This is a genomic window from Pseudomonas sp. MBLB4136 (assembly GCF_051904765.1).
In the GTDB taxonomy this organism is placed as follows: domain Bacteria; phylum Pseudomonadota; class Gammaproteobacteria; order Pseudomonadales; family Pseudomonadaceae; genus Aquipseudomonas.
In genome coordinates this window covers 1,146,173-1,168,462 of the sequence record NZ_CP196713.1, presented here as the reverse complement: position 1 = coordinate 1,168,462, position 22,290 = coordinate 1,146,173, and the positions used below count along the sequence as shown (strand labels likewise).

21 protein-coding genes are annotated in these 22,290 nt (G+C 66.5%); 12 read left to right on the top strand and 9 right to left on the bottom strand.

From position 1 onward, the window contains the following. Window positions 1–8: 8 nt before the first annotated feature. The 4 genes from frr to rpsB all read right to left on the bottom strand — a co-directional run bounded on the left by frr (window position 9) and on the right by rpsB (window position 3,244). The gene (frr, locus tag ACSX1D_RS05180) at window positions 9–566 is read right to left on the bottom strand and encodes a ribosome recycling factor (RefSeq protein ID WP_208708792.1); all 558 of its coding nucleotides are present in this window, start codon (window positions 564–566) and stop codon (window positions 9–11) included. Beyond that, entirely contained in the window at window positions 563–1,306 is a 744-nt protein-coding gene (pyrH, locus tag ACSX1D_RS05175; protein WP_208708791.1) for a UMP kinase, read from the bottom strand. The genes frr and pyrH overlap by 4 nt, the downstream gene beginning before the upstream one ends. 205 nt (window positions 1,307–1,511) lie before the next feature. After that, window positions 1,512–2,375, bottom strand: coding sequence for a translation elongation factor Ts (gene tsf / locus ACSX1D_RS05170; protein ID WP_208708790.1), 864 nt, complete (start codon window positions 2,373–2,375; stop codon window positions 1,512–1,514). A gap of 125 nt (window positions 2,376–2,500) precedes the next feature. After that, window positions 2,501–3,244 carry a 30S ribosomal protein S2 gene (gene rpsB / locus ACSX1D_RS05165; RefSeq protein WP_208708789.1) on the bottom strand — a complete coding sequence of 248 codons (744 nt, stop codon included), beginning with the start codon at window positions 3,242–3,244 and terminating at the stop codon, window positions 2,501–2,503. Between the two features lie 301 nt (window positions 3,245–3,545). Here rpsB and map point away from each other — a divergent pair, with 301 nt between their 5' ends. The 8 genes from map (at window position 3,546) to ACSX1D_RS05125 (ending at window position 12,117) form a co-directional block, all read left to right on the top strand. Next, window positions 3,546–4,328, top strand: coding sequence for a type I methionyl aminopeptidase (map, locus tag ACSX1D_RS05160; RefSeq protein WP_439861269.1), 783 nt, complete (start codon window positions 3,546–3,548; stop codon window positions 4,326–4,328). Window positions 4,329–4,356: 28 nt separating this feature from the next. After that, entirely contained in the window at window positions 4,357–7,059 is a 2,703-nt protein-coding gene (locus ACSX1D_RS05155; RefSeq protein WP_439861268.1) for a [protein-PII] uridylyltransferase, read from the top strand. A gap of 71 nt (window positions 7,060–7,130) precedes the next feature. Continuing rightward, window positions 7,131–8,333, top strand: a complete 1,203-nt coding sequence (gene dapC, locus ACSX1D_RS05150) for a succinyldiaminopimelate transaminase (protein ID WP_439861267.1) — start codon at window positions 7,131–7,133, stop codon at window positions 8,331–8,333. Next, on the top strand, window positions 8,330–8,677 hold the full coding sequence (locus ACSX1D_RS05145) for an ArsC family reductase (RefSeq protein WP_439861266.1): 348 nt from the start codon (window positions 8,330–8,332) through the stop codon (window positions 8,675–8,677). Before dapC ends, ACSX1D_RS05145 begins: the two co-directional genes overlap by 4 nt. Window positions 8,678–8,693: 16 nt before the next feature. Continuing rightward, on the top strand, window positions 8,694–9,317 hold the full coding sequence (locus ACSX1D_RS05140; protein ID WP_439861265.1) for a LysE family translocator: 624 nt from the start codon (window positions 8,694–8,696) through the stop codon (window positions 9,315–9,317). A gap of 29 nt (window positions 9,318–9,346) precedes the next feature. Beyond that, complete coding sequence (gene dapD / locus ACSX1D_RS05135) at window positions 9,347–10,381, top strand: 2,3,4,5-tetrahydropyridine-2,6-dicarboxylate N-succinyltransferase (RefSeq protein ID WP_208708783.1); 1,035 nt, start codon at window positions 9,347–9,349, stop codon at window positions 10,379–10,381. Between the two features lie 114 nt (window positions 10,382–10,495). After that, window positions 10,496–11,701, top strand: coding sequence for an aminotransferase class V-fold PLP-dependent enzyme (locus ACSX1D_RS05130; protein ID WP_439861264.1), 1,206 nt, complete (start codon window positions 10,496–10,498; stop codon window positions 11,699–11,701). Then, window positions 11,698–12,117: a SufE family protein gene (locus tag ACSX1D_RS05125; RefSeq protein WP_439861263.1), complete on the top strand. Its 420-nt coding sequence runs from the start codon at window positions 11,698–11,700 to the stop codon at window positions 12,115–12,117. The genes ACSX1D_RS05130 and ACSX1D_RS05125 overlap by 4 nt, the downstream gene beginning before the upstream one ends. Here the strand turns inward: ACSX1D_RS05125 and tcdA are convergent. After that, on the bottom strand, window positions 12,114–12,926 hold the full coding sequence (gene tcdA / locus ACSX1D_RS05120) for a tRNA cyclic N6-threonylcarbamoyladenosine(37) synthase TcdA (RefSeq protein WP_439861262.1): 813 nt from the start codon (window positions 12,924–12,926) through the stop codon (window positions 12,114–12,116). The genes ACSX1D_RS05125 and tcdA overlap by 4 nt on opposite strands. A gap of 186 nt (window positions 12,927–13,112) precedes the next feature. Between tcdA and dapE the strand changes: the two genes are divergently transcribed. From dapE to ACSX1D_RS05105, 3 genes are read left to right on the top strand one after another with little or no spacing between them, the layout of a single operon-like run. Further along, window positions 13,113–14,267 (top strand): succinyl-diaminopimelate desuccinylase, encoded by a 1,155-nt coding sequence (gene dapE / locus ACSX1D_RS05115; protein ID WP_439861261.1) that lies wholly within the window; start codon window positions 13,113–13,115, stop codon window positions 14,265–14,267. Beyond that, entirely contained in the window at window positions 14,267–15,070 is an 804-nt protein-coding gene (locus ACSX1D_RS05110) for a putative RNA methyltransferase (RefSeq protein ID WP_439861260.1), read from the top strand. The genes dapE and ACSX1D_RS05110 overlap by 1 nt, the downstream gene beginning before the upstream one ends. Window positions 15,071–15,081: 11 nt before the next feature. Next, on the top strand, window positions 15,082–15,453 hold the full coding sequence (locus ACSX1D_RS05105; RefSeq protein WP_208708777.1) for a hypothetical protein: 372 nt from the start codon (window positions 15,082–15,084) through the stop codon (window positions 15,451–15,453). Between the two features lie 71 nt (window positions 15,454–15,524). Here ACSX1D_RS05105 and ACSX1D_RS05100 read toward each other — a convergent pair whose 3' ends face one another. The 4 genes from ACSX1D_RS05100 to ACSX1D_RS05085 all read right to left on the bottom strand — a co-directional run bounded on the left by ACSX1D_RS05100 (window position 15,525) and on the right by ACSX1D_RS05085 (window position 19,542). Next, window positions 15,525–15,734 carry a cold-shock protein gene (locus tag ACSX1D_RS05100; protein ID WP_208708776.1) on the bottom strand — a complete coding sequence of 70 codons (210 nt, stop codon included), beginning with the start codon at window positions 15,732–15,734 and terminating at the stop codon, window positions 15,525–15,527. A gap of 307 nt (window positions 15,735–16,041) precedes the next feature. After that, entirely contained in the window at window positions 16,042–17,877 is a 1,836-nt protein-coding gene (locus tag ACSX1D_RS05095) for a GldG family protein (RefSeq protein ID WP_439861259.1), read from the bottom strand. A 10-nt stretch (window positions 17,878–17,887) separates the two neighbouring features. Then, window positions 17,888–18,622, bottom strand: coding sequence for an ABC transporter permease subunit (locus ACSX1D_RS05090; RefSeq protein WP_208708774.1), 735 nt, complete (start codon window positions 18,620–18,622; stop codon window positions 17,888–17,890). Next, on the bottom strand, window positions 18,619–19,542 hold the full coding sequence (locus ACSX1D_RS05085) for an ABC transporter ATP-binding protein (RefSeq protein ID WP_439861258.1): 924 nt from the start codon (window positions 19,540–19,542) through the stop codon (window positions 18,619–18,621). Before ACSX1D_RS05085 ends, ACSX1D_RS05090 begins: the two co-directional genes overlap by 4 nt. A gap of 239 nt (window positions 19,543–19,781) precedes the next feature. Between ACSX1D_RS05085 and plsB the strand changes: the two genes are divergently transcribed. Then, window positions 19,782–22,265 (top strand): glycerol-3-phosphate 1-O-acyltransferase PlsB, encoded by a 2,484-nt coding sequence (gene plsB / locus ACSX1D_RS05080; RefSeq protein ID WP_439861257.1) that lies wholly within the window; start codon window positions 19,782–19,784, stop codon window positions 22,263–22,265. Window positions 22,266–22,290: the final 25 nt, after the last annotated feature.

The following is a 22,290-nucleotide window of genomic DNA, read 5'->3' as shown; positions in this document are numbered from 1 at the left end:
CCTGACCGTCAGACGGCCATCAGATCCGCTTCTTTCTGCTTCATCGCGGCGTCGATTTCGGCGACGAACTTGTCGGTCAGCTTCTGCACCTCATCGGCGGCGCGACGCTCCTCGTCCTCGCTGATTTCCTTCTCCTTGACCAGATCCTTGAGCTGACTCAGGGCGTCACGGCGAATGTTGCGCACCGCCACACGGGCGTCTTCGGCGGCATCACGCGCCTGCTTGGTGAAGCCCTTGCGGGTTTCCTCGGTCAATGCCGGCATGCTCACCAGCAGCAGTTCACCCAGGTTGGTCGGATTGAAGCCCAGACCGGAGCTCTGGATCGCCTTGTCCACGGCCGCCAGCATGTTGCGCTCGAAGGCCACCACCTGCAGGGTGCGGGAGTCCTTCACGGTCACGTTGGCGACCTGATTGATCGGCGTGTCGGTACCGTAATAGGGCACCATGACACCGGCGAGGATGCTCGGATGAGCCTGGCCGGTACGGATACGGCTAAACGCATGGGCCAGGGATTCCAGGCTCTTCTGCATGCGCACTTGGGCGTCTTTCTTGATCTCGTTGATCATTGCTTGTCTTCCTCAATCAGAGTGCCTTCGGTGCCACCGACTACCACATTGAGCAGGGCGCCAGGCTTGTTCATATTGAAAACGCGCAGCGGCATCTGGTGATCGCGACACAGGCAGATGGCCGTCAGGTCCATGACCCCCAGCTTGCGGTCGAGCACCTCATCGTAGGTCAGGCGCTCGAACTTCTCGGCATGCGGGTCCTTGAACGGATCGGCAGTGTATACGCCATCGACCTTGGTCGCCTTCAACACGACGTCGGCATCGACCTCGATGGCCCGCAGGCAGGCCGCCGAGTCGGTGGTGAAGAAGGGATTGCCGGTACCGGCGGCAAAGATCACCACCTCGCCGGTCTTCAGGTGACGCATCGCCTTGCGCCGATCGTAGTGATCGGTCACGCCGACCATGGAGATCGCCGACATGACGATGGCCGGGATGTTCGAGCGCTCCAGCGCATCGCGCATGGCCAGCGCGTTCATCACGGTCGCCAGCATGCCCATATGGTCGCCGGTCACCCGATCCATGCCCGCCGCACTCAAGGCCGCGCCACGGAACAGGTTGCCGCCGCCGATCACCAGACCGACCTGCACGCCGATGCCGACCAGCTGGCCGACTTCCAGGGCCATGCGATCGAGCACCTTGGGGTCGATGCCGAAATCTTCCGAGCCCATCAGCGCTTCGCCGCTAAGTTTGAGCAGAATGCGCTTGTAGCGCGGTTGACGACCACTCACCTGCTGAGCCATTACCAGTCTCTCCTGCGGCGTTTGAATTCTGTGCGGGCGAAAATTCCCGCAGTAATCGGGCGCTTTGACCGCACCCAGAGCCTTTGGTGCCAAGCACCGCGACTCGCTCCCCAGGCCAATTTGCCGTCCCACTTCGAAAAAGAGGCCGCACGCGCGAGCGGGCAGCCTCTTCGGGGCGACAGCCTGAGTAGACTGCTAGACCAGTTTACTGCTTGCTGGCAGCAACCTGAGCAGCGACTTCGGCAGCGAAGTCGGTCTCGGCCTTCTCGATGCCTTCGCCTACTTCGTAACGTACGAAGGAAACGATCTCGGCACCGGCCTTCTTCACCAGATCACCGACCTTGACTTCCGGATCCATGATGAACGCCTGCTCAACCAGGCTGGCTTCGGCCAGGAACTTGTTGATACGGCCCTTGACCATGTTCTCGACGATGTTTTCCGGCTTGCCGGCGATCTTCTCGGCGTTGAGCTGCAGGAAGATTTCCTTCTCCTTGGCAACCAGCTCTTCGGAAACCTGATCCGGGCTGACAACAGCCGGGTTGGACGCAGCAACGTGCATGGCAACGTGCTTGGCCAGCTCGTCGTTGCCGCCCTTCAGGACCACCAGAACACCGATGCGGTGGCCGTGCAGGTAGGCACCGACGGTGTCGCCGGAAACGGCAGTCAGGCGACGGATGTTGACGTTCTCGCCGCACTTGGCAACCAGCGCCTCGCGCGCGGACTCGCGGGAAGCGATCAGCGGCGCGGCATCGGTCAGGTTCTGCTCGAAGGCTTCGTTCAGGCTGTCCTTGACGAACGCCTTGAAGTCATCCTGCAGGGCCAGGAAGTCGGTCTGCGAGTTGACTTCGATGATCAGGCCACGGCCGCCTTCGACGCGTACGGCGATCGAACCTTCGGCGGCGATGTTGCCGGCCTTCTTGGCGGCCTTGATGGCGCCGGAAGCGCGCATGTCGTCGATGGCCTTCTCGATGTCGCCACCGGCGGCAACCAGAGCCTTCTTGCACTCCATCATGCCTTGGCCGGTGCGCTCGCGCAGTTCTTTAACCAGGGCTGCAGTAATCTCTGCCATGTTCGAATCCTCTTGGATAGGTCTTCAACCACTTCACCCGTCAGGCCGGGCAATTAATTCTGTGAGTGGCAAAAAGGGGGCCTAGCCCCCTTTTTGCGCAGCGAGTAACGCTAGAAGCTTACCGCTTAGCCTTCAGCCGCTTCGGAGGCCGGGGCTTCTTCGACGAACTCGTCGGTGCCGCCGCCAGCGTTGCTGCGACCACGCACTACGGCGTCGGCCATGGCACCCATGTACAGCTGGATGGCGCGAATGGCGTCGTCGTTACCCGGGATGATGTAGTCCACACCTTCCGGGCTGCTGTTGGTATCGACCACGCCGATGACCGGGATGCCCAGCTTGTTGGCTTCGGTGATGGCGATGCGCTCGTGGTCGACGTCGATCACGAACAGTGCGTCCGGCAGGCCGCCCATGTCCTTGATACCACCCAGGCTGCGATCCAGTTTTTCCAGGTCGCGGGTGCGCATCAGGGCTTCTTTCTTGGTCAGCTTGGTGAAGGTGCCGTCCTGAGCCTGGGTTTCCAGGTCGCGCAGACGTTTGATCGAAGCGCGGATGGTCTTGTAGTTGGTCAGCATGCCGCCCAACCAGCGGTGATCGACGAACGGCGAGCCACAACGAGCGGCTTCTTCGCGAACGATCTTGCCAGCGGAACGCTTGGTGCCGACGAACAGAATCTTGTTCTTGCCCGCAGCCAGCTTCTCAACGAAGGACAGCGCCTCGTTGAACATCGGCAGGGTTTTTTCCAGGTTGATGATGTGGATCTTGTTGCGCGCGCCGAAAATGTACTTGCCCATTTTCGGGTTCCAGTAACGGGTCTGGTGGCCGAAGTGCACACCGGCCTTCAGCATATCGCGCATATTGACTTGGGACATGATAGTTCCTTGATAAGTCGGGTTAGGCCTCCACGCATCCCAATTTCCAACCCTTGCGGGCACCCAGGAAACCGTGTCGATACGTGTGTGGGTTTGTGCCTTCGGGCTGGCAGCCCTGAAAGCGGCGCGTTTTATACCATAGCAGCGCCCCATAAGCTACCCACAACGACAGATAATCCCGGGTGCGCTCCACCACCATCCAGCCCCGCGCCCTCGCCCATGCCGCCGGTCGTCGCCTTCTCTGATAGAATCCCGGCTTTCCTTTTTTTGCCTTGCGCCGCCGAGCGCCGAGAGAGACCGCATGACCGTCACCATCAAGACGCCCGAAGAAATCGAGAAAATGCGCGTGGCCGGCCGCCTGGCCGCCGAGGTGCTGGAAATGATCGGCGAGCACGTCAAGCCCGGCGTGACCACCGATGAGCTGGACCGCATCTGCCATGACTATATCGTCAACGTGCAGCAGGCCATCCCCGCGCCGCTCAACTACAAGGGCTTCCCCAAGTCGATCTGCACCTCGGTCAACCATGTGGTCTGCCACGGCATCCCCAATGAAAAGCCGCTCAAGGACGGTGACGTCGTCAATATCGACGTCACCGTGATCAAGGACGGCTACCACGGCGACACCAGCAAGATGTTCATGGTCGGCAAGGCGCCCGAGTGGGCCGAGCGCCTGGCCAAGGTCACCCAGGAGTGCATGTACAAGGGCATCGAACTGGTCCGCCCGGGCACCCGCCTCGGCGACATCGGTGAAGTGATCCAGAAGCACGCCGAGAAGAACGGCTTCTCGGTGGTGCGCGAATATTGCGGACACGGCATCGGCAAGGTGTTCCACGAGGAGCCGCAGGTCCTGCACTACGGCCGCGCCGGCACCGGCATGGAACTGAAGGAAGGCATGACCTTCACCATCGAGCCGATGATCAACCAGGGCCGCGCGGAGACCCGCCTGCTCGGCGACGGCTGGACCGCCATCACCAAGGACCGCAAGCTCTCGGCCCAGTGGGAGCACACCATTCTGGTCACCGCCGACGGCTACGAGATCTTCACGTTGCGCAGCGACGACACCATCGCCCGCACCTCGGCCTGATCCGCCGCCCATATAGGAAAGCCGTTGCATGCCGCAGGTAGACCCGGAATTGTTCGACCGCGGCCAGTTCCAGGCGGAACTGGCCCTGAAGTCCAGCCCCATCGCTGCCTTCAAGAAGGCCATTCGCCGCGCCAAGGACGTGCTCGACGCACGTTTTCGGGCGGGCCGCGAAGTGCGCCGTCTGGTCGAGGATCGCGCCTGGTTCGCCGATCAGATCCTGCGCGAGGCCTGGAGTCGCCTGGACTGGAGCGAGGACGCCGACATCGCCCTGCTAGCGGTCGGCGGCTACGGGCGCGGCGAGCTGCACCCGTTTTCCGACATCGACCTGCTGATTCTGCTCGACAGTGCCGACCACGAGACCTTCCGTGAGCCGATCGAGCACTTCCTTACCCTGCTCTGGGACATCGGCCTGGAGGTCGGTCAGAGCGTGCGCTCGGTCGATGAGTGCGCCGAGGAAGCCCGCGCCGACCTGACGGTGATCACCAACCTGATGGAAAGCCGCACCATCGCCGGCCCGGAACGCCTGCGCCAGCGCATGCTGGAGGTCACCAGCAGCGAGCGGATGTGGCCGAGCAAGCAGTTCTTCCTGGCCAAGCGCGAGGAGCAGCGGGCCCGCCATCGCAAGTACAACGACACCGAGTACAACCTCGAACCCAACGTCAAGGGCTCGCCCGGCGGCCTGCGCGACATCCAGAACATCCTCTGGGTCGCCCGCCGCCACTTCGGCACGCTGAACCTGCACGCGATGGTCGGCCAGGGCTTCCTCCTCGAGAGTGAACAGGCCCTGCTCGCCTCCAGCCAGGAGTTCCTCTGGCGTGTGCGCTACGCCCTGCACATGCTCGCCGGCCGCGCCGAAGACCGCCTGCTGTTCGATCACCAGGCCCAGGTCGCGGCCCTGCTCGGCTTCGAAGGCAGCGGCAACCAACGGGCCATCGAGCGCTTCATGCAGAAGTACTACCGGGTGGTGATGAGCATCGCCGAGCTCAGCGACCTGATCAAACAGCACTTCGAGGAGGTCATCCTGCGCGCCGGCGAAAAGGCGCCGGCGAGCCCGCTGAACAGTCGCTTCCAAGTGCGCGACGGCTATATCGAGGTGACCCACCCGAACGTCTTCAAACGCACGCCGTTCGCCATCATGGAGGTCTTCGTGCTGATGGCCCAGCACACCGAGATCCGCGGCGTGTGCGCCGACACCATCCGCCTGCTGCGCGACCATCGCCACCTGATCGACGACGAATTCCGCAACGACATCCGCAACACCAGCCTGTTCATCGAGCTGTTCAAGAGCGGCCAGGGCATCCACCGCAACCTGCGGCGGATGAACCGCTACGGCATCCTCGGTCGCTACCTGCCGGAGTTCGGCCACATCGTCGGGCAGATGCAGCACGACCTGTTCCACATCTACACGGTCGACGCCCACACCCTCAACCTGATCAAGCACCTGCGCAAGTTCAGGTGGCCGGAGCTGGCGGAGAAGTTCCCCCTGGCCAGCAAGCTGATCGACAGGCTGCCCAAGCCCGAGCTGATCTACCTGGCCGGGCTCTACCACGACATCGGCAAGGGCCGCGGCGGCGACCACTCGGAGCTCGGCGCGCTGGACGCTGAGGTCTTCTGTGCCCGCCACCAACTGCCCGAGTGGGACTCCAAGCTGGTGGTCTGGCTGGTGCAGCAGCACCTGACGATGTCCACCACCGCGCAGCGCAAGGACCTCTCCGACCCCCAGGTGATCCATGACTTCGCCCTGTTCGTCGGCGACCAGACCCACCTGGACTACCTCTACGTGCTCACCGTGGCTGACATCAACGCCACCAACCCGAGCCTGTGGAACTCCTGGCGCGCCAGTCTGCTGCGCCAGCTCTACACCGAGACCAAGCGCGCCCTGCGCCGCGGCCTGGAGAATCGCCTGGAGCGCGAGGAGCAGATCCGCCTGACCCAGGGCGCGGCCCTGGACATCCTGGTGCGCGGCGGCACCGACCAGGACGATGCCGAACAGCTCTGGGCGCAGCTCGGCGACGACTATTTCCTGCGCCACACGGCGGGCGACGTGGCCTGGCATACCGAGGCGATCCTCCAGCACGGCAACAACAGCAACCCCCTGGTGCTGATCAAGGAAACCACCCAGCGCGAGTTCGAGGGCGGCACCCAGATCTTCATCTACGCCCAGGATCAACACGACTTCTTCGCCGTGACCGTGGCGGCGATGGCCCAGCTCAACCTGAACATCCACGACGCGCGGATTCTCACCTCCACCAGCCAGTTCACCCTCGACACCTATATAGTGCTGGAGGGCGAAGGCGGCTCGATCGGCGACAACCCGGCGCGGATCCGCCAGATCCGCCAGGGCCTGATCGATGCGCTGAAGAACCCGGACGAGTACCCGAGCATCATCCAGCGCCGGGTGCCGCGCCAGCTCAAGCATTTCGACTTCCCGCCGCGGGTGACCATCTACAACGACGCCCAGCGGCCGGTGACCGTGCTCGAGCTGACCGCCCCGGACCGCCCCGGCCTGCTGGCGCGGGTCGGGCGGATATTCCTCGATTTCGACCTGTCGGTGCAGAATGCCAAGATCGCCACCCTCGGCGAACGGGTGGAGGACGTGTTCTTCGTTACCGACGCGGACAACCAGCCGCTGTCCGATCCGGCGCTGTGCGTGCGCCTGCAGGAAACCATCGTCGCCCAGCTCACCGAAGCCAGCGAGCTGCTGAGCGAGCCCAACCGAATCAGTATCTGACCGACAGCCTTGCACCGCCGCGGTGCCCAACTAGGCCCGTCGGCAAGCCGTAGCAGTACCAGGAAATTGCCATGAATGATGCGTTGAACCAGTTGCAGCCCTACCCCTTCGAGAAGCTCCGCGCCCTGCTGGCCGGCGCCCAGCCGTCCAGCGAGAAGAAGGCCATCGCCCTGTCGATCGGCGAGCCCAAGCATCGCTCGCCGGCCTTCGTCGCCGAGGCCCTGAGCGCCAACCTCGACCAGCTGGCGGTCTACCCGACCACCCTGGGCGTGCCGGCGCTGCGCGAGGCGATCGCCAACTGGTGCGGCCAGCGTTTCAACCTGCCGAGCGGCTGGCTCGACCCGGCGCGCCACGTGCTGCCGGTCAATGGCACCCGCGAGGCGCTGTTCGCCTTCACCCAGGCCGTGGTCCGGCGCGACGAGCAGGCCCTGGTGGTCAGCCCCAACCCCTTCTACCAGATCTACGAGGGCGCGGCGCTGCTCGCCGGTGCCCAGCCCCACTACCTGCCGTGCCTGGAGGAACAGGGCTTCAACCCGGACTTCGACGCGGTGCCGGCGGACATCTGGCAGCGCTGCCAGATCCTCTTCCTGTGCTCGCCGGGCAACCCCACCGGCGCGCTGATTCCCCTGGACACCCTGAAGAAGCTGATCGCCCTGGCCGACCAGTACGACTTCGTCATCGCCGCCGACGAGTGCTACAGCGAGCTGTACTTCGACGAGCAGCAGCCGCCCGCCGGCCTGCTGAGCGCCTGCGCCGAGCTGGGCCGCAGCGATTTCGCCCGCTGCGTGGTGTTCCACAGCCTGTCCAAGCGCTCGAACCTGCCGGGCCTGCGCTCCGGCTTCGTCGCCGGCGATGCCGACATCCTCAAGGCCTTCCTGCTGTATCGTACCTACCATGGCTGCGCCATGCCGGTGCAGACCCAGCTGGCCAGCGTCGCCGCCTGGAGCGACGAGGTGCATGTGCGGGCCAATCGCGCCCTGTACCGCGAGAAGTTCGACGCGGTGCTGGCGATCCTCGACGGCGTGCTCGAGGTGCAGCGGCCCGACGGCGGCTTCTACCTGTGGGCCAAGACCCCGGTGGACGACGAGACCTTCACCCGCGAACTGTTCGCCCGCGAGCACGTCACCGTGGTGCCGGGCTCCTACCTGTCGCGCAGCGTCGAGGGCTGCAACCCGGGCGCCGGGCGCGTGCGCATGGCCCTGGTCGCGCCGCTGACCGAGTGCGTCGAGGCCGCCGAGCGCATCCGTGAATTCGTGAAGAGCCTGCAAGCATGAGCAAGACCCTGTTTGGCATCAAAGCCTGCGACACCATGAAGAAAGCCCGCACCTGGCTCGACGAGCACGGCGTGGACTATGCCTTTCACGACTACAAGGCGCTCGGCATCGACCGCGAGCGCCTGCAGCAGTGGTGCGAGGAGCACGGCTGGGAGACCATTCTCAACCGCGCCGGCACCACCTTCCGCAAGCTCGACGAGGCGCAGAAGGCCGACCTCGACCAGGCCAAGGCCATCGAACTGATGCTGGCCCAGCCGTCGATGATCAAGCGTCCGGTGCTGGACCTGGGTGACAAGACCCTGGTCGGCTTCAAGCCCGAGCGCTACGCTGCCGCGCTGTCCTGAACCACGGAGCATCGCCATGGAGATCGCCTGGTTGCTGTTCATCCCCGCCTGCTTCGCCCTGAACCTGGCGCCGGGACCGAACAACCTGCTGTCGCTGAACAACGCGGCCCGCCAGGGCCTGCGCGTCGCCTGCCTGGCCGCCAGTGGCCGGCTGCTGGCGTTCAGTGGCATGATCGCCCTGGCGGCATCCGGCCTGGCCCTGGTGCTGCAGGCCTCGGCCAGCCTGTTCCTGGCCATCAAGCTGCTCGGCGCGGCCTACCTGTTCTGGCTGGCGCTGCAATTGTGGCGCGCGCCATCGGCGCAACTCGACGGCCGGGCCGGCGCAGCAAGCCGTTCGCTGTGGACGCTGAGTCGCCAGGAGTTCTGGGTCGCCGCCGGCAACCCCAAGGCCATCCTGATCTTCACCGCGTTCCTGCCGCAGTTCGTCAACCCGCAGCAGCCGGTGGCGCTGCAGTTCGCGGCCCTCGGCCTGGCCTTCCTGCTCCTGGAGTGGCTGGCCGTGCTGCTCTACTCACTGGCCGGGCTGCATCTCGGCCGCCTGCTCGCCGCGCCTCGGGCTCGGCAGCTGTTCAACCGTGGCTGCGCCGCCCTATTGGGCGGCGCCGGCCTGGGCCTGCTGCTCAGCCGCCGGCCCGCCTGATCCAACCTAATTCAGCAAGAGGAAAACCCATGTCCACCCAACTCTTCAGCGTCGCCTTCGGTGTCGGCACCCAGAACCGCCAGGGCACCTGGCTGGAAGTGTTCTACGCGCAGCCTTTGCTCAACCCGGCCAGCGAGCTGGTCGCCAAGGCCGCCGAGAAGCTCGGCTACAGCGGCGGCAACCAGGCGCTCGCCTTCACCACCACCCAGGCCGGCGAACTGGCCGAGGCCCTGAAGGGCATCGACCCCGTGCAGGCCAAGCTGCTGACCCGCCTGGCCGAAAGCCACAACCCCCTGGTCGCCACCTTCCTCGCCGAAGACGCCGCGCCGGCCAGCACCCCCGAGGCCTACCTCAAGCTGCACCTGCTCTCGCACCGCCTGGTCAAGCCCCACGGCGTCAACCTGACCGGCATCTTCCCGCTGCTGCCCAACGTCGCCTGGACCAGCCAGGGTGCGGTGGACCTCGCCGAACTGGCCGAACGCCAGCTGGAAGCGCGCCTGAAGGGCAAGCTGCTGGAAGTGTTCTCGGTGGACAAGTTCCCGAAGATGACCGACTACGTGGTGCCGGCCGGCGTGCGCATCGCCGACACCGCCCGCGTGCGCCTGGGTGCCTACATCGGCGAGGGCACCACGGTGATGCACGAGGGCTTCGTCAACTTCAACGCCGGCACCGCCGGCCCGGGCATGATCGAAGGTCGCGTGTCGGCCGGGGTATTCGTCGGCAAGGGCTCGGACCTGGGTGGCGGCTGCTCGACCATGGGCACCCTGTCCGGCGGCGGCAACATCGTGATCTCGGTGGGCGAAGGCTGCCTGATCGGCGCCAACGCCGGCATCGGCATCCCCCTGGGCGATCGCAACACCGTGGAATCGGGCCTGTACGTCACCGCCGGCACCAAGGTGGCGCTGCTCGACGACCAGGGCCAGCTGGTCAAGCTGGTCAAGGCCCGCGAACTGGCCGGCCAGCCGGACCTGCTGTTCCGCCGCAACTCGCAGACCGGCGCCGTGGAGTGCAAGACCCACAAGTCGGCGATCGAGCTGAACGAAGCCCTGCACGCGCATAATTGACCCCGAGCAGGCTGTGCCGCGCGCACCCTTCGTGCGCGGTTCAGCACTGGGGGCGCACGGCGCACCCTACATGACCATCCCCGCACTCTCGGGACTTTTTCAGGCCTGAACCCCATGTCCCTGATTTCCCCCTGGCGCACCGATTTCCCCGGCATCCTGGCGCTAGAAGCCGAGGGCCAGACCTACCTGGACAGCGCCGCCACCGCACAGAAGCCCCAGGCGGTACTCGATGCCCTGCTCGGCTACTACGCCGGCGGCGCGGCCAACGTGCACCGTGCCCAGCACCTGCCCGGCGAGCGTGCCACCCGCGCCTTCGAGGCGACCCGCGACAAGGTCGCCAGCTGGCTGAACGCCGCCGAAGCGAGTCAGATCGTCTTCACCCGCGGCGCCACCGAGGCCTTCAACCTGCTGGCCTATGGCCTGGAGGCCGAGTTCCGCGCCGGCGACGAGATCGCCGTCAGCGCTGCGGAACACCACGCCAACCTGCTGCCCTGGCAACAGCTGGCGCTGCGCCGCGGACTCAAGCTGGTGGTGTTGCCCCTGGACGACGCGGGGCGGGTCGACCTGCAGCAGGCCGCCGAGCTGATCGGCCCGCGCACCCGCCTGCTGGCACTCAGCCAGCTGTCCAACGTGCTCGGCTGCTGGCAGCCACTGGCCGAGCTGATCGCCTTGGGCAGGGCCCACGGGGCCCTGTCCGTGATCGACGGCGCCCAGGGCGTGGTCCACGGCCGCCATGACGTGCAGGCCCTGGGCTGCGACTACTACGTGTTCTCCAGTCACAAGCTCTACGGCCCGGACGGGGTCGGCGCGCTCTACGGCAGTCGCGAAGCCTTGCGCCGCCTCGCGCACTGGCAGTACGGCGGCGAGATGGTGCGCCTGGCCGACTACCAGTACGCCGAGTTTCGCGGCGCCCCCCTGGGTTTCGAGGCCGGCACGCCGCCGATCGCCGGGGTGATAGCCCTCGGCGCCGCCCTCGACTACCTGGACGCGCTGGACGCCGCCGCGGTCAGCGGCCACGAGGCGGCGCTGCACGCCAAGCTGCTGGCCGGCCTGGCCGCCCGCGACGGCATCCAGCTGCTCGGCGCCCCGCGGGTGGCCCTGGCCAGCTTCGTCGTCGACGGCGTGCACAACGCCGACCTCGCCCACCTGCTGACCGACCAAGGCATCGCCGTGCGCGCCGGCCATCACTGCGCCATGCCGCTGCTCAGCAGTCTGGGCCTGGCCGGTGCGGTGCGGGTGTCCCTGGGGCTGTACAACGACGGCACCGACCTGCAGCGCTTCTTCGCCGCCCTGGACCGGGCCCTGGAGCTGCTGCGATGAGTATCCCCTGCGGTGCCCAGGAAGCGCTCGACGCCTTCGCCCAATGCCCGGGCTGGGAACAGCGCGCCCGCCTGCTGATGCAGTGGGGCGAGCGCTTCACGCCGCTGACTGAGGACGAGCGCAACGAGGCCAACCGGGTGCACGGCTGCGAAAGCCAGGTTTGGCTGGTGGGCGAGGAGCAGGAGGGTCACTGGCACTTTCGCGCCGCCAGCGATGCCCGCCTGCTACGCGGCCTGCTGGCGGTGCTGCTCGCGCGGGTCGATGGCCTCAGCGGCGCGCAACTGGGCGAAGTCGACCTGGCGGACTGGTTCGCCCAGCTCGGCCTGTCGCGCCAGCTGTCGCCTTCACGCAGCAACGGCCTGAATGCCGTGCTGCAGCGGATGCGCCAGCTGGCGGCGGAGCACTCGGAAGACTAGGACGTTTTCGCCACGCGCTCGGCCGGTCGCCGTGCGCCGGCCACCAGCTTGTCCACCGTCTTGGCCACCGCCGCCATACCGAAGCTGGCGGTGACCATCATCACCGCGCCGAAACCACCGGCGCAGTCGAGCTTGACCCCTTCGCCGACGAAGCCCTTGGCCTGACACACCGTGCCGTCCGGCTTGGGGTAGCGCAGCTGCTCGGTGGAGAACACACAGGGCACGCTGTAGGTGCGCCCCGGGGTGCGCGAGAAGTTGTAGTCGCGGCGCAGCATCGAGCGCACCTTGGCCGCCAGGGGGTCGTTGTAGGTCTTGTTGAGGTCGGCGATCTGGATCTGCGTCGGGTCGACCTGGCCGCCGGCGCCACCGGTGGTGACGATCTGGATCTTGCGCCGCTTGCACCAGGCGATCAGCGCGGCCTTGGCGGCCACGCTGTCGATGCAGTCGATCACCGCGTCGAACTGCTCGGTGATGTACTCGGCCATGGTTTCGCGGGTGACGAAGTCGGCCACCGCGTGCACCACGCAGGCCGGGTTGATGGCGCGGATGCGCGCCGCCATGGCCTCGACCTTGGCCTGGCCGACCGCGCCGTCCAGCGCGTGCACCTGGCGGTTGGTGTTGCTGATGCACACATCGTCCAGGTCGAACAGCGAGATTTCGCCGACCCCCGAACGCGCCAGCGCCTCCGCCGCCCAGGAACCCACGCCGCCGATGCCGACCACCGCGACATGGGCGGCCAACAGCCGCTCCGCACCTTCGCGGCCGTACAGACGGGCAATTCCAGCAAAGCGTTGATCGTCGAACGGCATCTACTCACCTCAACAGCCAGAAATCGAGCGGGCCCGCATTATACCGGTGCGCACAGCGGCTGCGGCCACCCGGGCCTGCGCTCTGACCCACTCAGCTGGACGAACTGCGGCGCCTGACGGCGGCCATCGAACGACATTTTGCTTTAAGATGGCGGCCTTTCCGCTAGACCCCGCCCTGGAGCCGCAATGACCGCCCCCTCGCCGACCCTTTCCGCCACCCTGGAACTCGCCTGCGACCTGATCCGCCGCCCGTCCGTCACGCCGGTCGACGAAGGCTGCCAGGAGCTGATGATGCGCCGCCTGCAAGCCGTCGGCTTCGCGGTCGAGCCGATGCGCATCGAGGAGGTGGACAACTTCTGGGCCAGCCACGGCGAGCAGGACGGTCCGGTGCTGTGCTTCGCCGGCCACACCGACGTGGTCCCGACCGGCCCGTTGCAGGCTTGGCAGCACCAGCCGTTCGACGCCCTGATCGACGAACACGGCATGCTCTGCGGCCGCGGCGCCGCCGACATGAAGGGCAGCCTGGCGTCGATGATCATCGCGGTGGAGCGTTTCGTCGCCGACCACCCCAAGCACAAGGGGCGCATCGCCTTTCTCATCACCAGCGACGAGGAAGGCCCGGCCCAGCATGGCACCAAGGCGGTGATCGAGCGCCTGGCGGCGCGCCAGGAACGCCTGGACTGGTGCATCGTCGGCGAGCCCTCGAGCACCTCGCTGGTCGGCGACGTGGTCAAGAACGGCCGCCGCGGCTCCCTCGGCGCCAAGCTCACGGTGCGCGGCGTGCAGGGCCACGTGGCCTACCCGCACCTGGCCAAGAACCCCATCCACCTGGCCGCCCCGGCCCTGGCCGAGCTGGCCGCCGAACACTGGGACGACGGCAACGCCTTCTTCCCGCCGACCAGCTTCCAGGTCTCCAACCTGAATTCGGGCACCGGCGCGACCAACGTGATTCCCGGCGAGCTGCAGGCGATCTTCAACTTCCGCTTCTCCACCGAGTCCACGGTCGAGGGCCTGCAGAAGCGCGTCGAAGCCATCCTCGACAAGCACGGCCTGGACTACCACGTGGAGTGGGCATTGTCTGGCCTGCCGTTCCTCACCGAGCCCGGCGCCCTGCTCGATGCGGTGGCTGCCAGCATCAAGGCGGTGACCGGGCGCGAGACCACGCCCTCGACCTCCGGTGGTACTTCCGATGGACGCTTTATCGCCACCCTGGGCACCCAGGTGGTCGAGCTCGGCCCGGTCAACGCAACCATCCACCAGATCAACGAGCGGGTGCTGGCCAGCGACCTGGATGTGCTGACCGAGATCTACTACCAGACCCTCGTCAAGCTGCTCGCCTGATGCTCACCTGCCCGATCTGCCAGGGCGCCCTGGGCGCGGTCGACAACGGCGTGGTCTGTGCGGCCGGCCATCGCTTCGACCGCGCCCGCCAGGGCTACCTGAACCTGCTGCCGGTGCAGCACAAGAACAGCCGCGACCCCGGCGACAACGCCGCCATGGTCGAGGCCCGGCGGCGCTTTCTCGACGGCGGCCACTACGCGCCCCTGGCCACGCGCCTGGCCGAACTGGCCGCCGCGCGAAACCCGGCCCGCTGGCTGGATATCGGCTGCGGCGAGGGCTATTACACCGCGCGGATCGCCGAGGCCCTGCCCCAGGCCCAGGGCTATGCCCTGGACATCTCCCGCGAGGCGGTCAAGCGCGCCTGCAAGCGCGCAACCCAGCTCGAGTGGCTGGTGGCGAGCATGGCCCGGGTGCCGCTGAGCGATTCCAGCTGCCAGTTGCTGGCCAGCGTATTCAGCCCGCTCGACTGGCAGGAGGCCAGGCGCCTGCTCGCCCCCGGCGGCGGCCTGCTGCGCATGGGCCCGAGCCGCGAGCATCTGCTGGAGCTGCGCCAGAAACTCTATGACCAGGTGCGCGACTATGACGATCAGAAGCATCTGGAACTGATCCCCGACGGCATGCGCCTGGCCCACAGCGAAACCCTGCGCTTCGCCCTGCAGTTGGACAGCGCCGAAGCCCGCGCCGACCTGCTGGCCATGACCCCCCACGGCTGGCGCGCCAGCGTCGAGCGGCGCAACGCGGTGATCGCCGCGCCGTTCGAGGTGACCGTCGCCATACGCTACGATTGGATCGAGAAACTCTAGGGACCTGCCCCATGCGCCAACCGGATATCGAGATTTACCTGAAGGACGCCGAGCACCAGGCCGTCGCCGAATGGCTGGGGCAGGCACTCGGCCCCTGCACCCCCTGGCAACAGAAGGGCCAGACCTTCAAATGCCGCGCCGGGGAAGTGCCAGTGACCTGGCTGCCGAAGGCCGTCGGCAAATGGCACAGCCTCTATCTGGAGAGTGACGCCACGCCCTGGGCGGACGACCTGGCCTGCGCCCAGGCGGCCTTCGCCGCGCTGCAGGTCGAGGTGCGCTGCGCCCCCGGCGGCTGGCAGGAGGAGGAAAGCGACGAGCAGGCCGACCGCTGGATGCGCATCAGCGCCGATGGCGTCGAGGAGATCACCTGGCGCACCGGCTGAGCCCGGCCGCCATTTTCAGCCGCGCACAAAAAAGCCCGTCGATGACGGGCTTTTTACTGTGGCGCCGGCGCTCAGAGCGCGGACACGTCTTCGGCCTGCAGGCCCTTCTGACCCTGGGTCACGGCGAACTCGACCTTCTGCCCTTCGACCAGGGAGCGGTGGCCCTCACCGCGGATAGCCCGATAGTGCACGAACACATCGGCGCCGCTCTCGCGCTGAATGAAGCCATATCCCTTGGAATCATTGAACCATTTGACGGTTCCAGTCTCACGATCAGCCATTACTACACTCTCCAACTCGCAGTTTTTTATTGTCCCGTAAAGGCGCTTCGACGGTCCGGCGCAAACGTTGCTCCAGTCGTATCCGACCCTGGCCGAAGTAAGCGAGGAGCGGGTATTGACGATGGCGTTATAACAACGACCGCTGCCGGAGTATAAAGCAAGCCCGGGGCCTGAAAAGCACTTTTTGGGATGGGCTGCAGGCCATACAGGACAAGGCCTGCAGCGTTATTTACAAGACATGCCAGGTGCTCGCCCGGTACCCTGCCGACGGGTCGGGCGTGGCGCCGCCCGACCCGCGAGATGGCCGTCAGCCGTGGCGGCGGCGACGCCACAGCCACAGGGCCAGCACCCCGAGCGTCAACGCCAACGGCATCAGGGCGATATTGACGAACTTCAGGGTTCGCCCCAGTGCCTCGATATCGGCGTTGAGCTGATAACGCACCTCACGCAGTTCCTTGCGGATCTTCAGCTTCTCCTGGAGGAACTGTTGCACCGTGGCCTGCTCTTCCGGAGTCAGCTCCAGGGTCGTGCTCGGGTCGTCGTTGCGCTGCAGCGCCGCGAGCTTCTGCTCGGTATCGGCCAGGCGTGCCTGCAGGGTCTGCTCCTTCTCGCGGAAGCGCGCCTCGGCCTCGCGCTGCAGCGCCTCGACCACCTCGAACGGGCGGCTGAAGCGGCCGCGCGAACGCACGCTGATCAGCGCCTCGGAGCCGGCCAGGTTGTCCAGGGCGTTGATCGCGAAACCGGCGTTGTCCGCCCAGGGCTGGGGGATGCGCTGGCCGAAGAAGTCCTGCACCCGCACCCACATGCGATCGCTCAGCAGGTCGGTGTCGGCGACCACGATGACGTTGATGTTGTCCGCCTGCTTGAGGCCGTCCTTGCGCCCCTCGATACCGTCCGGATAGGCCGACTGCACCGGACCGCTGATGCGCGCGGCGAGGGTGTAGCGCTCGCCGGTCGGCTGCAGGTCGCGGATCAGCTCCTCGGGGTTGTGCAGCAGGCCGAAACGCTTCACATCGAACGGCATGGCGTACGGCGAGCTTTGCACCAGCGGGATGAAGGAGGTCTTAGCCTCCTCCAGCGGCTCGAGCATGCCGGCGCTGGCCACGGTCAGGTTCTCCAGCGCCGCGGTGCTGATGTCGTCCTGATCCAGGGCATTCTTCGGCAGGCTAAGCCAGGCGGCGTGGCGCACCGGGCGCGCGCCCTGGCCCATGCTCACGGACATGGCGTAGGCGCCGTCGCCGAGCACCTGATCGGGCAGCATGCGCAGGCCCCAGGCCTTGAACAGCGGCGCCAGGTCGGAGGACTTGTCGACAGCCATCTCCCCGGGCATCTCGGCCTGGGTGTCGGCCTCGCTGAACGGGTCGACGAAGGCCAGCAGCTTGCCGCCGCGCAGGACGAACTGGTCGATGGCGTAGAGGGTCTGCTGCGGCAGCTGCTTCGGGTGCACCAGCAGCAGCACCGAGACCTGCTCGGGGATTGCGTCGATGTCGCGCTTCAGGCTCTCGATCTTGAACAGCTGGCGGATCTCCTCCATGACCATCCACGGCGGTGTCGGCTGGCGCGCCATCATGTCGAAGCCGCCGTTGATCTGCAGCCCCGAGAGCACGCCGACCACCGGCCGCTCGGGCTCGGCCAGGCTCTGCACCAGGCGACTGAGCTCGTATTCGAGGAACTCCTCCTGATCCAGGGCGAAGAACGGGATGACCTGGGTGTCGCCCCGGGCGTTCTTGCCGGCCAGGCCGAAGTACAGCGAGTCGCCGCCCTGCTGCAGCGGGATGGCCTGCAGGCCGAACTCGGCGGCCTTGTCCTCGTCCTCGGAGAACGGCGCCGGGTCGATGATCTGCAGCTTCAGCTTGTCGCCGGCCTCGCGCTGGTAGGCCTTGAGCATTTCCTCGACGCGCCTGGCGTAGGTGCGCAGCGCCGGCAGGTCCTTGGCGGTGTTGTCGGAGTAGAAGAAGCTCAGCTCGATCGGCTCCTCCAGGCTGCCGAGGATCTGCTCGGTGCCGGTGGAAATGGTGTAGAGCTTCTGCTCGGTCAGGTCCAGGCGGGCGCCGCTCAGGCTGAGCCCGGAGACCAGGTTGAAGGCGAGAAACGCCAGGGCGATGAGCACAAGCCCGGCGCTGGATACCATCAGCTTTTTCATGGGCGCGTCCTCAGTCGGCTTTCTTCAGGTCGATGACCACCGCGGTCGCGGCCAGCCAGGCGGCGATCAGGGTGAGGAAATACAGCAGGTCGCGCAGGTCGATCACGCCCTTGCTGATGGCATCGAAACGGGTCAGGAAGCTCAACGAGGCGACGGCATCGACCAGCCATTGCGGCGCCCAGCCGCTGAAGGCGTCGAGGACCATGGGGAAGCCGCTGACGATGAACAGGAAGCACAGGCCCACCGCGAGGATGAAGGCGATCACCTGGTTCTTCGCCAGGGCCGACATGCACGAGCCGATGGCCAGGTAGGCGCCGGCCAGCAGCCAGCTGCCGAGGTAGCCGGTGACGATCGCGCCGTTGTCCGGCTGGCCCAGGTAGTTGACCGTGATGATCATCGGGAAGGTCAGCAGCAGCGCCAGGCCGGCGAACACCCAGGCGGCGAGGAACTTGCCGGTGACCGCCTCGAAGCGGCTGATCGGCAGGGTCATCAGCAGCTCGATGGAGCCAGACTTGCGCTCCTCGGCCCACAGGCGCATGGCGATGGCCGGGACCAGGAACAGGTACAGCCAGGGGTGGAAGTTGAAGAACGGCGCCAGGTTGGCCTGGCCGCTCTCGAAGAAGCCGCCCAGGTAGAAGGTGAACACCCCGGACAGCACCAGGAAGATCACGATGAACACATAGGCCAGCGGCGTGGCGAAGTAGCTCGCCAGCTCGCGTTTGAAGATCACCGACAACTGCTTCATACCACCTCCCCGCGGGTCAGGCTGCGGAACACCTCATCCAGGCGGCCGCGCTCGACATTCAACTCCTTGATCTTCCAGCCGCGCTCGGCGATCAAGCCACTGACCTGGGGAAAGATCACCGCCCCCGGCCGGGCCAGCACGCTGAGGCTGTGCTCCAGGGCATTGGCCTCCACCCCGAGCACGCCGGGCAGCGCCGCCAGCGCCTCATGGTCCAGCGGCTCCTCGGCCAGCAGGGTCACCGCCTGGTGGTAGCGCGAACGGCTCTCCAACTCCAGCGGCGTGCCATCGGCCAGCAGCCGGCCGTGGCCGATCACCACGGCGCGGGTGCAGACCGCCGAGACCTCCTCGAGGATGTGGGTGGAGATGATCACGATCTTGTCCCGGGCCAGGCTCTGGATCAGCTTGCGCACCTGATGCTTCTGGTTCGGGTCGAGGCCGTCGGTGGGCTCGTCGAGAATCAGCACCTTGGGATCGTGAAGAATCGCCTGGGCCAGGCCGACCCGGCGCTTGAAGCCCTTGGACAGGGTCTCGATGGACTGCTCCAGGACCTTCTCCAGCTCGACCTGGGCCACCGCCTGCTGCACCCGCTGCTGCTTTTCCTGGCCGCGATAGCCGCGGACCTCGGCGATGAACTGCAGGAAACCCTGCACCGTCATGTCGCCGTAGCAGGGCGCGCCTTCCGGCAGGTAGCCGATCTGCCGCTGCGCCTGGCGGGTGTCCTTCTGGATATCGAAGCCGAGGATGCTGGCGCTGCCGGAGGTCGGCGCGAGAAAGCCGGTGAGCATCTTCATGGTGGTGGACTTGCCGGCGCCGTTGGGGCCGAGGAAGCCCAGCACTTCACCGGGCTGGACGCGGAAGGACAGGTTGTCCACCGCCGTGTGCTGTGCAAAACGCTTCGTAAGATTTCTTATCTCGATCATGGTCTCTCACCATCGCGGTCAAACCCTGTCCGCTACCCGTACAGCAGCGAGACGGGCCCTTCGAATGCGCGCAGGACTATAAGGAGTCCGCCTTCGCCAGTGCAAGACCGGGAATTTGCGCAAATGTTGCGCGGCCGCGCCCAGCGCGGCGCCCGACAAGATTTTTGCCGGCGCGGCGGCGATACGGCACACTAGCCGGCCCGAGCAATCGCTCGTTTTACACCATCAGCAGATTCCGTATGACCCGCTCCCCGCTCCATCGCCTCGTGTTCGGCACCCTGCGCCGCCTGCTGTACCTGTGGGTACGCTCGGAAACCATCAACCAGTCGGGTTTCACCCTCAAGCTCGACCGCAGCAAGCCGGTGTTCTTCGTGCTGCAGCAGCCGTCGCTGAGCGACCTGGCGGTGGTCGACCGCGAATGCCGCAAGGCCGGCCTGCCGCGCCCGGTAGTGGCGGTGCGGGTCGGCGACCTGGAGGAGCCGGCGGCTTTCTTCTACCTGACCCCGGAGCCGGACTGGCTCGGCCGCCAGGACAAGCGCGGCAGCTCGCCGACCCTGGCGCGGCTGGTGAGCGCGCTACGGCAGAACGCCGTCGACGATGCGCAGATCGTGCCGGTCAGCGTGTTCTGGGGGCAGTCGCCGGACCGCGAAACCAGCCCCTGGAAGCTGCTGTTCGCCGACAGCTGGGCGGTCACCGGGCGCCTGCGCCGGCTGGTCAGCATCCTGATCCTCGGGCGCAAGACCCGCGTGCAGTTCTCCACGCCCATTCACCTGCGCGAGCTGGTCGAGCAGGACAAGGGCCACGAGCGCACCCTGCGCATGGTCCAGCGCATGCTCCGTGTGCATTTCCGCAACCAGAAGAGCGCGGTCATCGGCCCGGACCTGTCGCACCGGCGCAACCTGGTCAAGGGCCTGGTGCACGGCCCGCTGGTACGCCAGGCGATCAGCGAGGAAAGCGCGCGCGCCGGCATAAGCCTGGAAAAGGCCGAAGCCCAGGCGCTGCGCTACGGCAACGAGATCGCCTCGGACTACGCCTACACCGCCATCCGCTTCCTCGAGCTGGTGCTCAGCTGGTTCTGGAACAAGATCTACGACGGCATCCGGGTCAACCACATCGAGGGCGTGCAGGACGTCGCCCAGGGCCACGAGGTGATCTACGTACCCTGCCACCGCAGCCATATCGACTACCTGCTGCTGTCCTACCTGCTGTTTCGCAACGGCCTGACCCCGCCGCACATCGCCGCCGGCATCAACCTCAACATGCCGCTGATCGGCGGCCTGCTGCGCCGCGGTGGCGCCTTCTTCATGCGCCGCACCTTCAAGGGCAATCCGCTGTACACCGCGGTGTTCAACGAATACCTGCACAGCCTGTTCAGCAAGGGCTTCCCGGTCGAGTACTTCGTCGAGGGCGGGCGCTCGCGCACCGGGCGCATGCTGCAGCCCAAGACCGGCATGCTGGCCATCACCCTGCGCAGCTTCCTGCGCAGCCACCGCCTGCCGGTGGTGTTCGTGCCGGTGTATATCGGCTATGAAAGAGTCCTCGAAGGCCGCACCTACCTGGGCGAGTTGCGCGGGGCGAGCAAGAAGAAGGAGTCGATCTTCGACATCTTCAAGGTCATCGGCGCGCTCAAGCAGCGCTTCGGCCAGGTCTGGGTGAATTTCGGCGAGCCGATCAAGCTGGCCGAGTTCCTCGACCAGCAGCAACCGGGCTGGCGCGAGCAGGATTACGCCGGGCAGTTCCGCCCGGCCTGGCTGAACGACACCACCAGCCGCCTCGGCGCGCGGGTGGCGCAACGCCTCAACGAGGCGGCGGCGGTCAACCCGGTCAACCTGGTGGCCCTGGCGCTGCTGTCTACCAGCAAGCTGGCCCTGGACGACAACGCCCTGGCGCGGGTCCTCGACCTCTACCTGGCGCTGCTGCGCCGGGTGCCCTACTCGCCCCACACCACCCTGCCGGAGGGCGACGGCCAGGCGCTGATCGACTACGTCAAGGGCATGGACCTGCTCGCCGAGCAGCGCGACGCCCTGGGCAAGATCCTCTACCTGGACGAGCACAACGCGGTGCTGATGACCTACTACCGCAACAACGTGCTGCATATCTTCGCCCTGCCGGCGCTGCTGGCGAGCTTCTTCCAGAGCAGCGCGCGGATCAGCCGCGAGCAGATCCTGCGCTTCACCGAGGCGCTCTACCCCTACCTGCAGGCCGAGCTGTTTATCCGCTGGGAAGTGGAGGAACTGGAGAGCGTCGTCGATCAGTGGCTGGAAGCCTTCGTCGAGCAGGGCCTGCTCAAGGTCGAGGACGATGTCTATGTGCGTCCGGCGCCGAGCTCGCGCCAGTTCGTCCTGCTGACCCTGCTGTCGCGGGCCATCGCCCAGACCCTGCAGCGCTTCTACATGGCCATCGCCCTGCTGCTCAACGCCGGGCAGAACGTCATCAGCGCCGAGCAGCTGGAGGACCTGTGCACGGTGATGGCCCAGCGCCTGTCGATCCTGCACGGCCTCAATGCCCCGGAGTTCTTCGACAAGAGCCTGTTCCGCCACTTCATCCAGACCCTGCAGGAACAGGGCGTGCTGCGCCAGGACGAGGCCGGCAAGCTCGGTCACCACGAGAAACTGGGCGAGCTGGTCGAGGGCGCCGCCAAGCGCGTGCTGCCGGCCGAGCTGCGCCTGTCGATCCGCCAGGTGGCGCTGGACCGCGGCGAGGACGCCCAGGACAGCCTCTGAGCCGCCGCCCGACGAGACGCGCGGC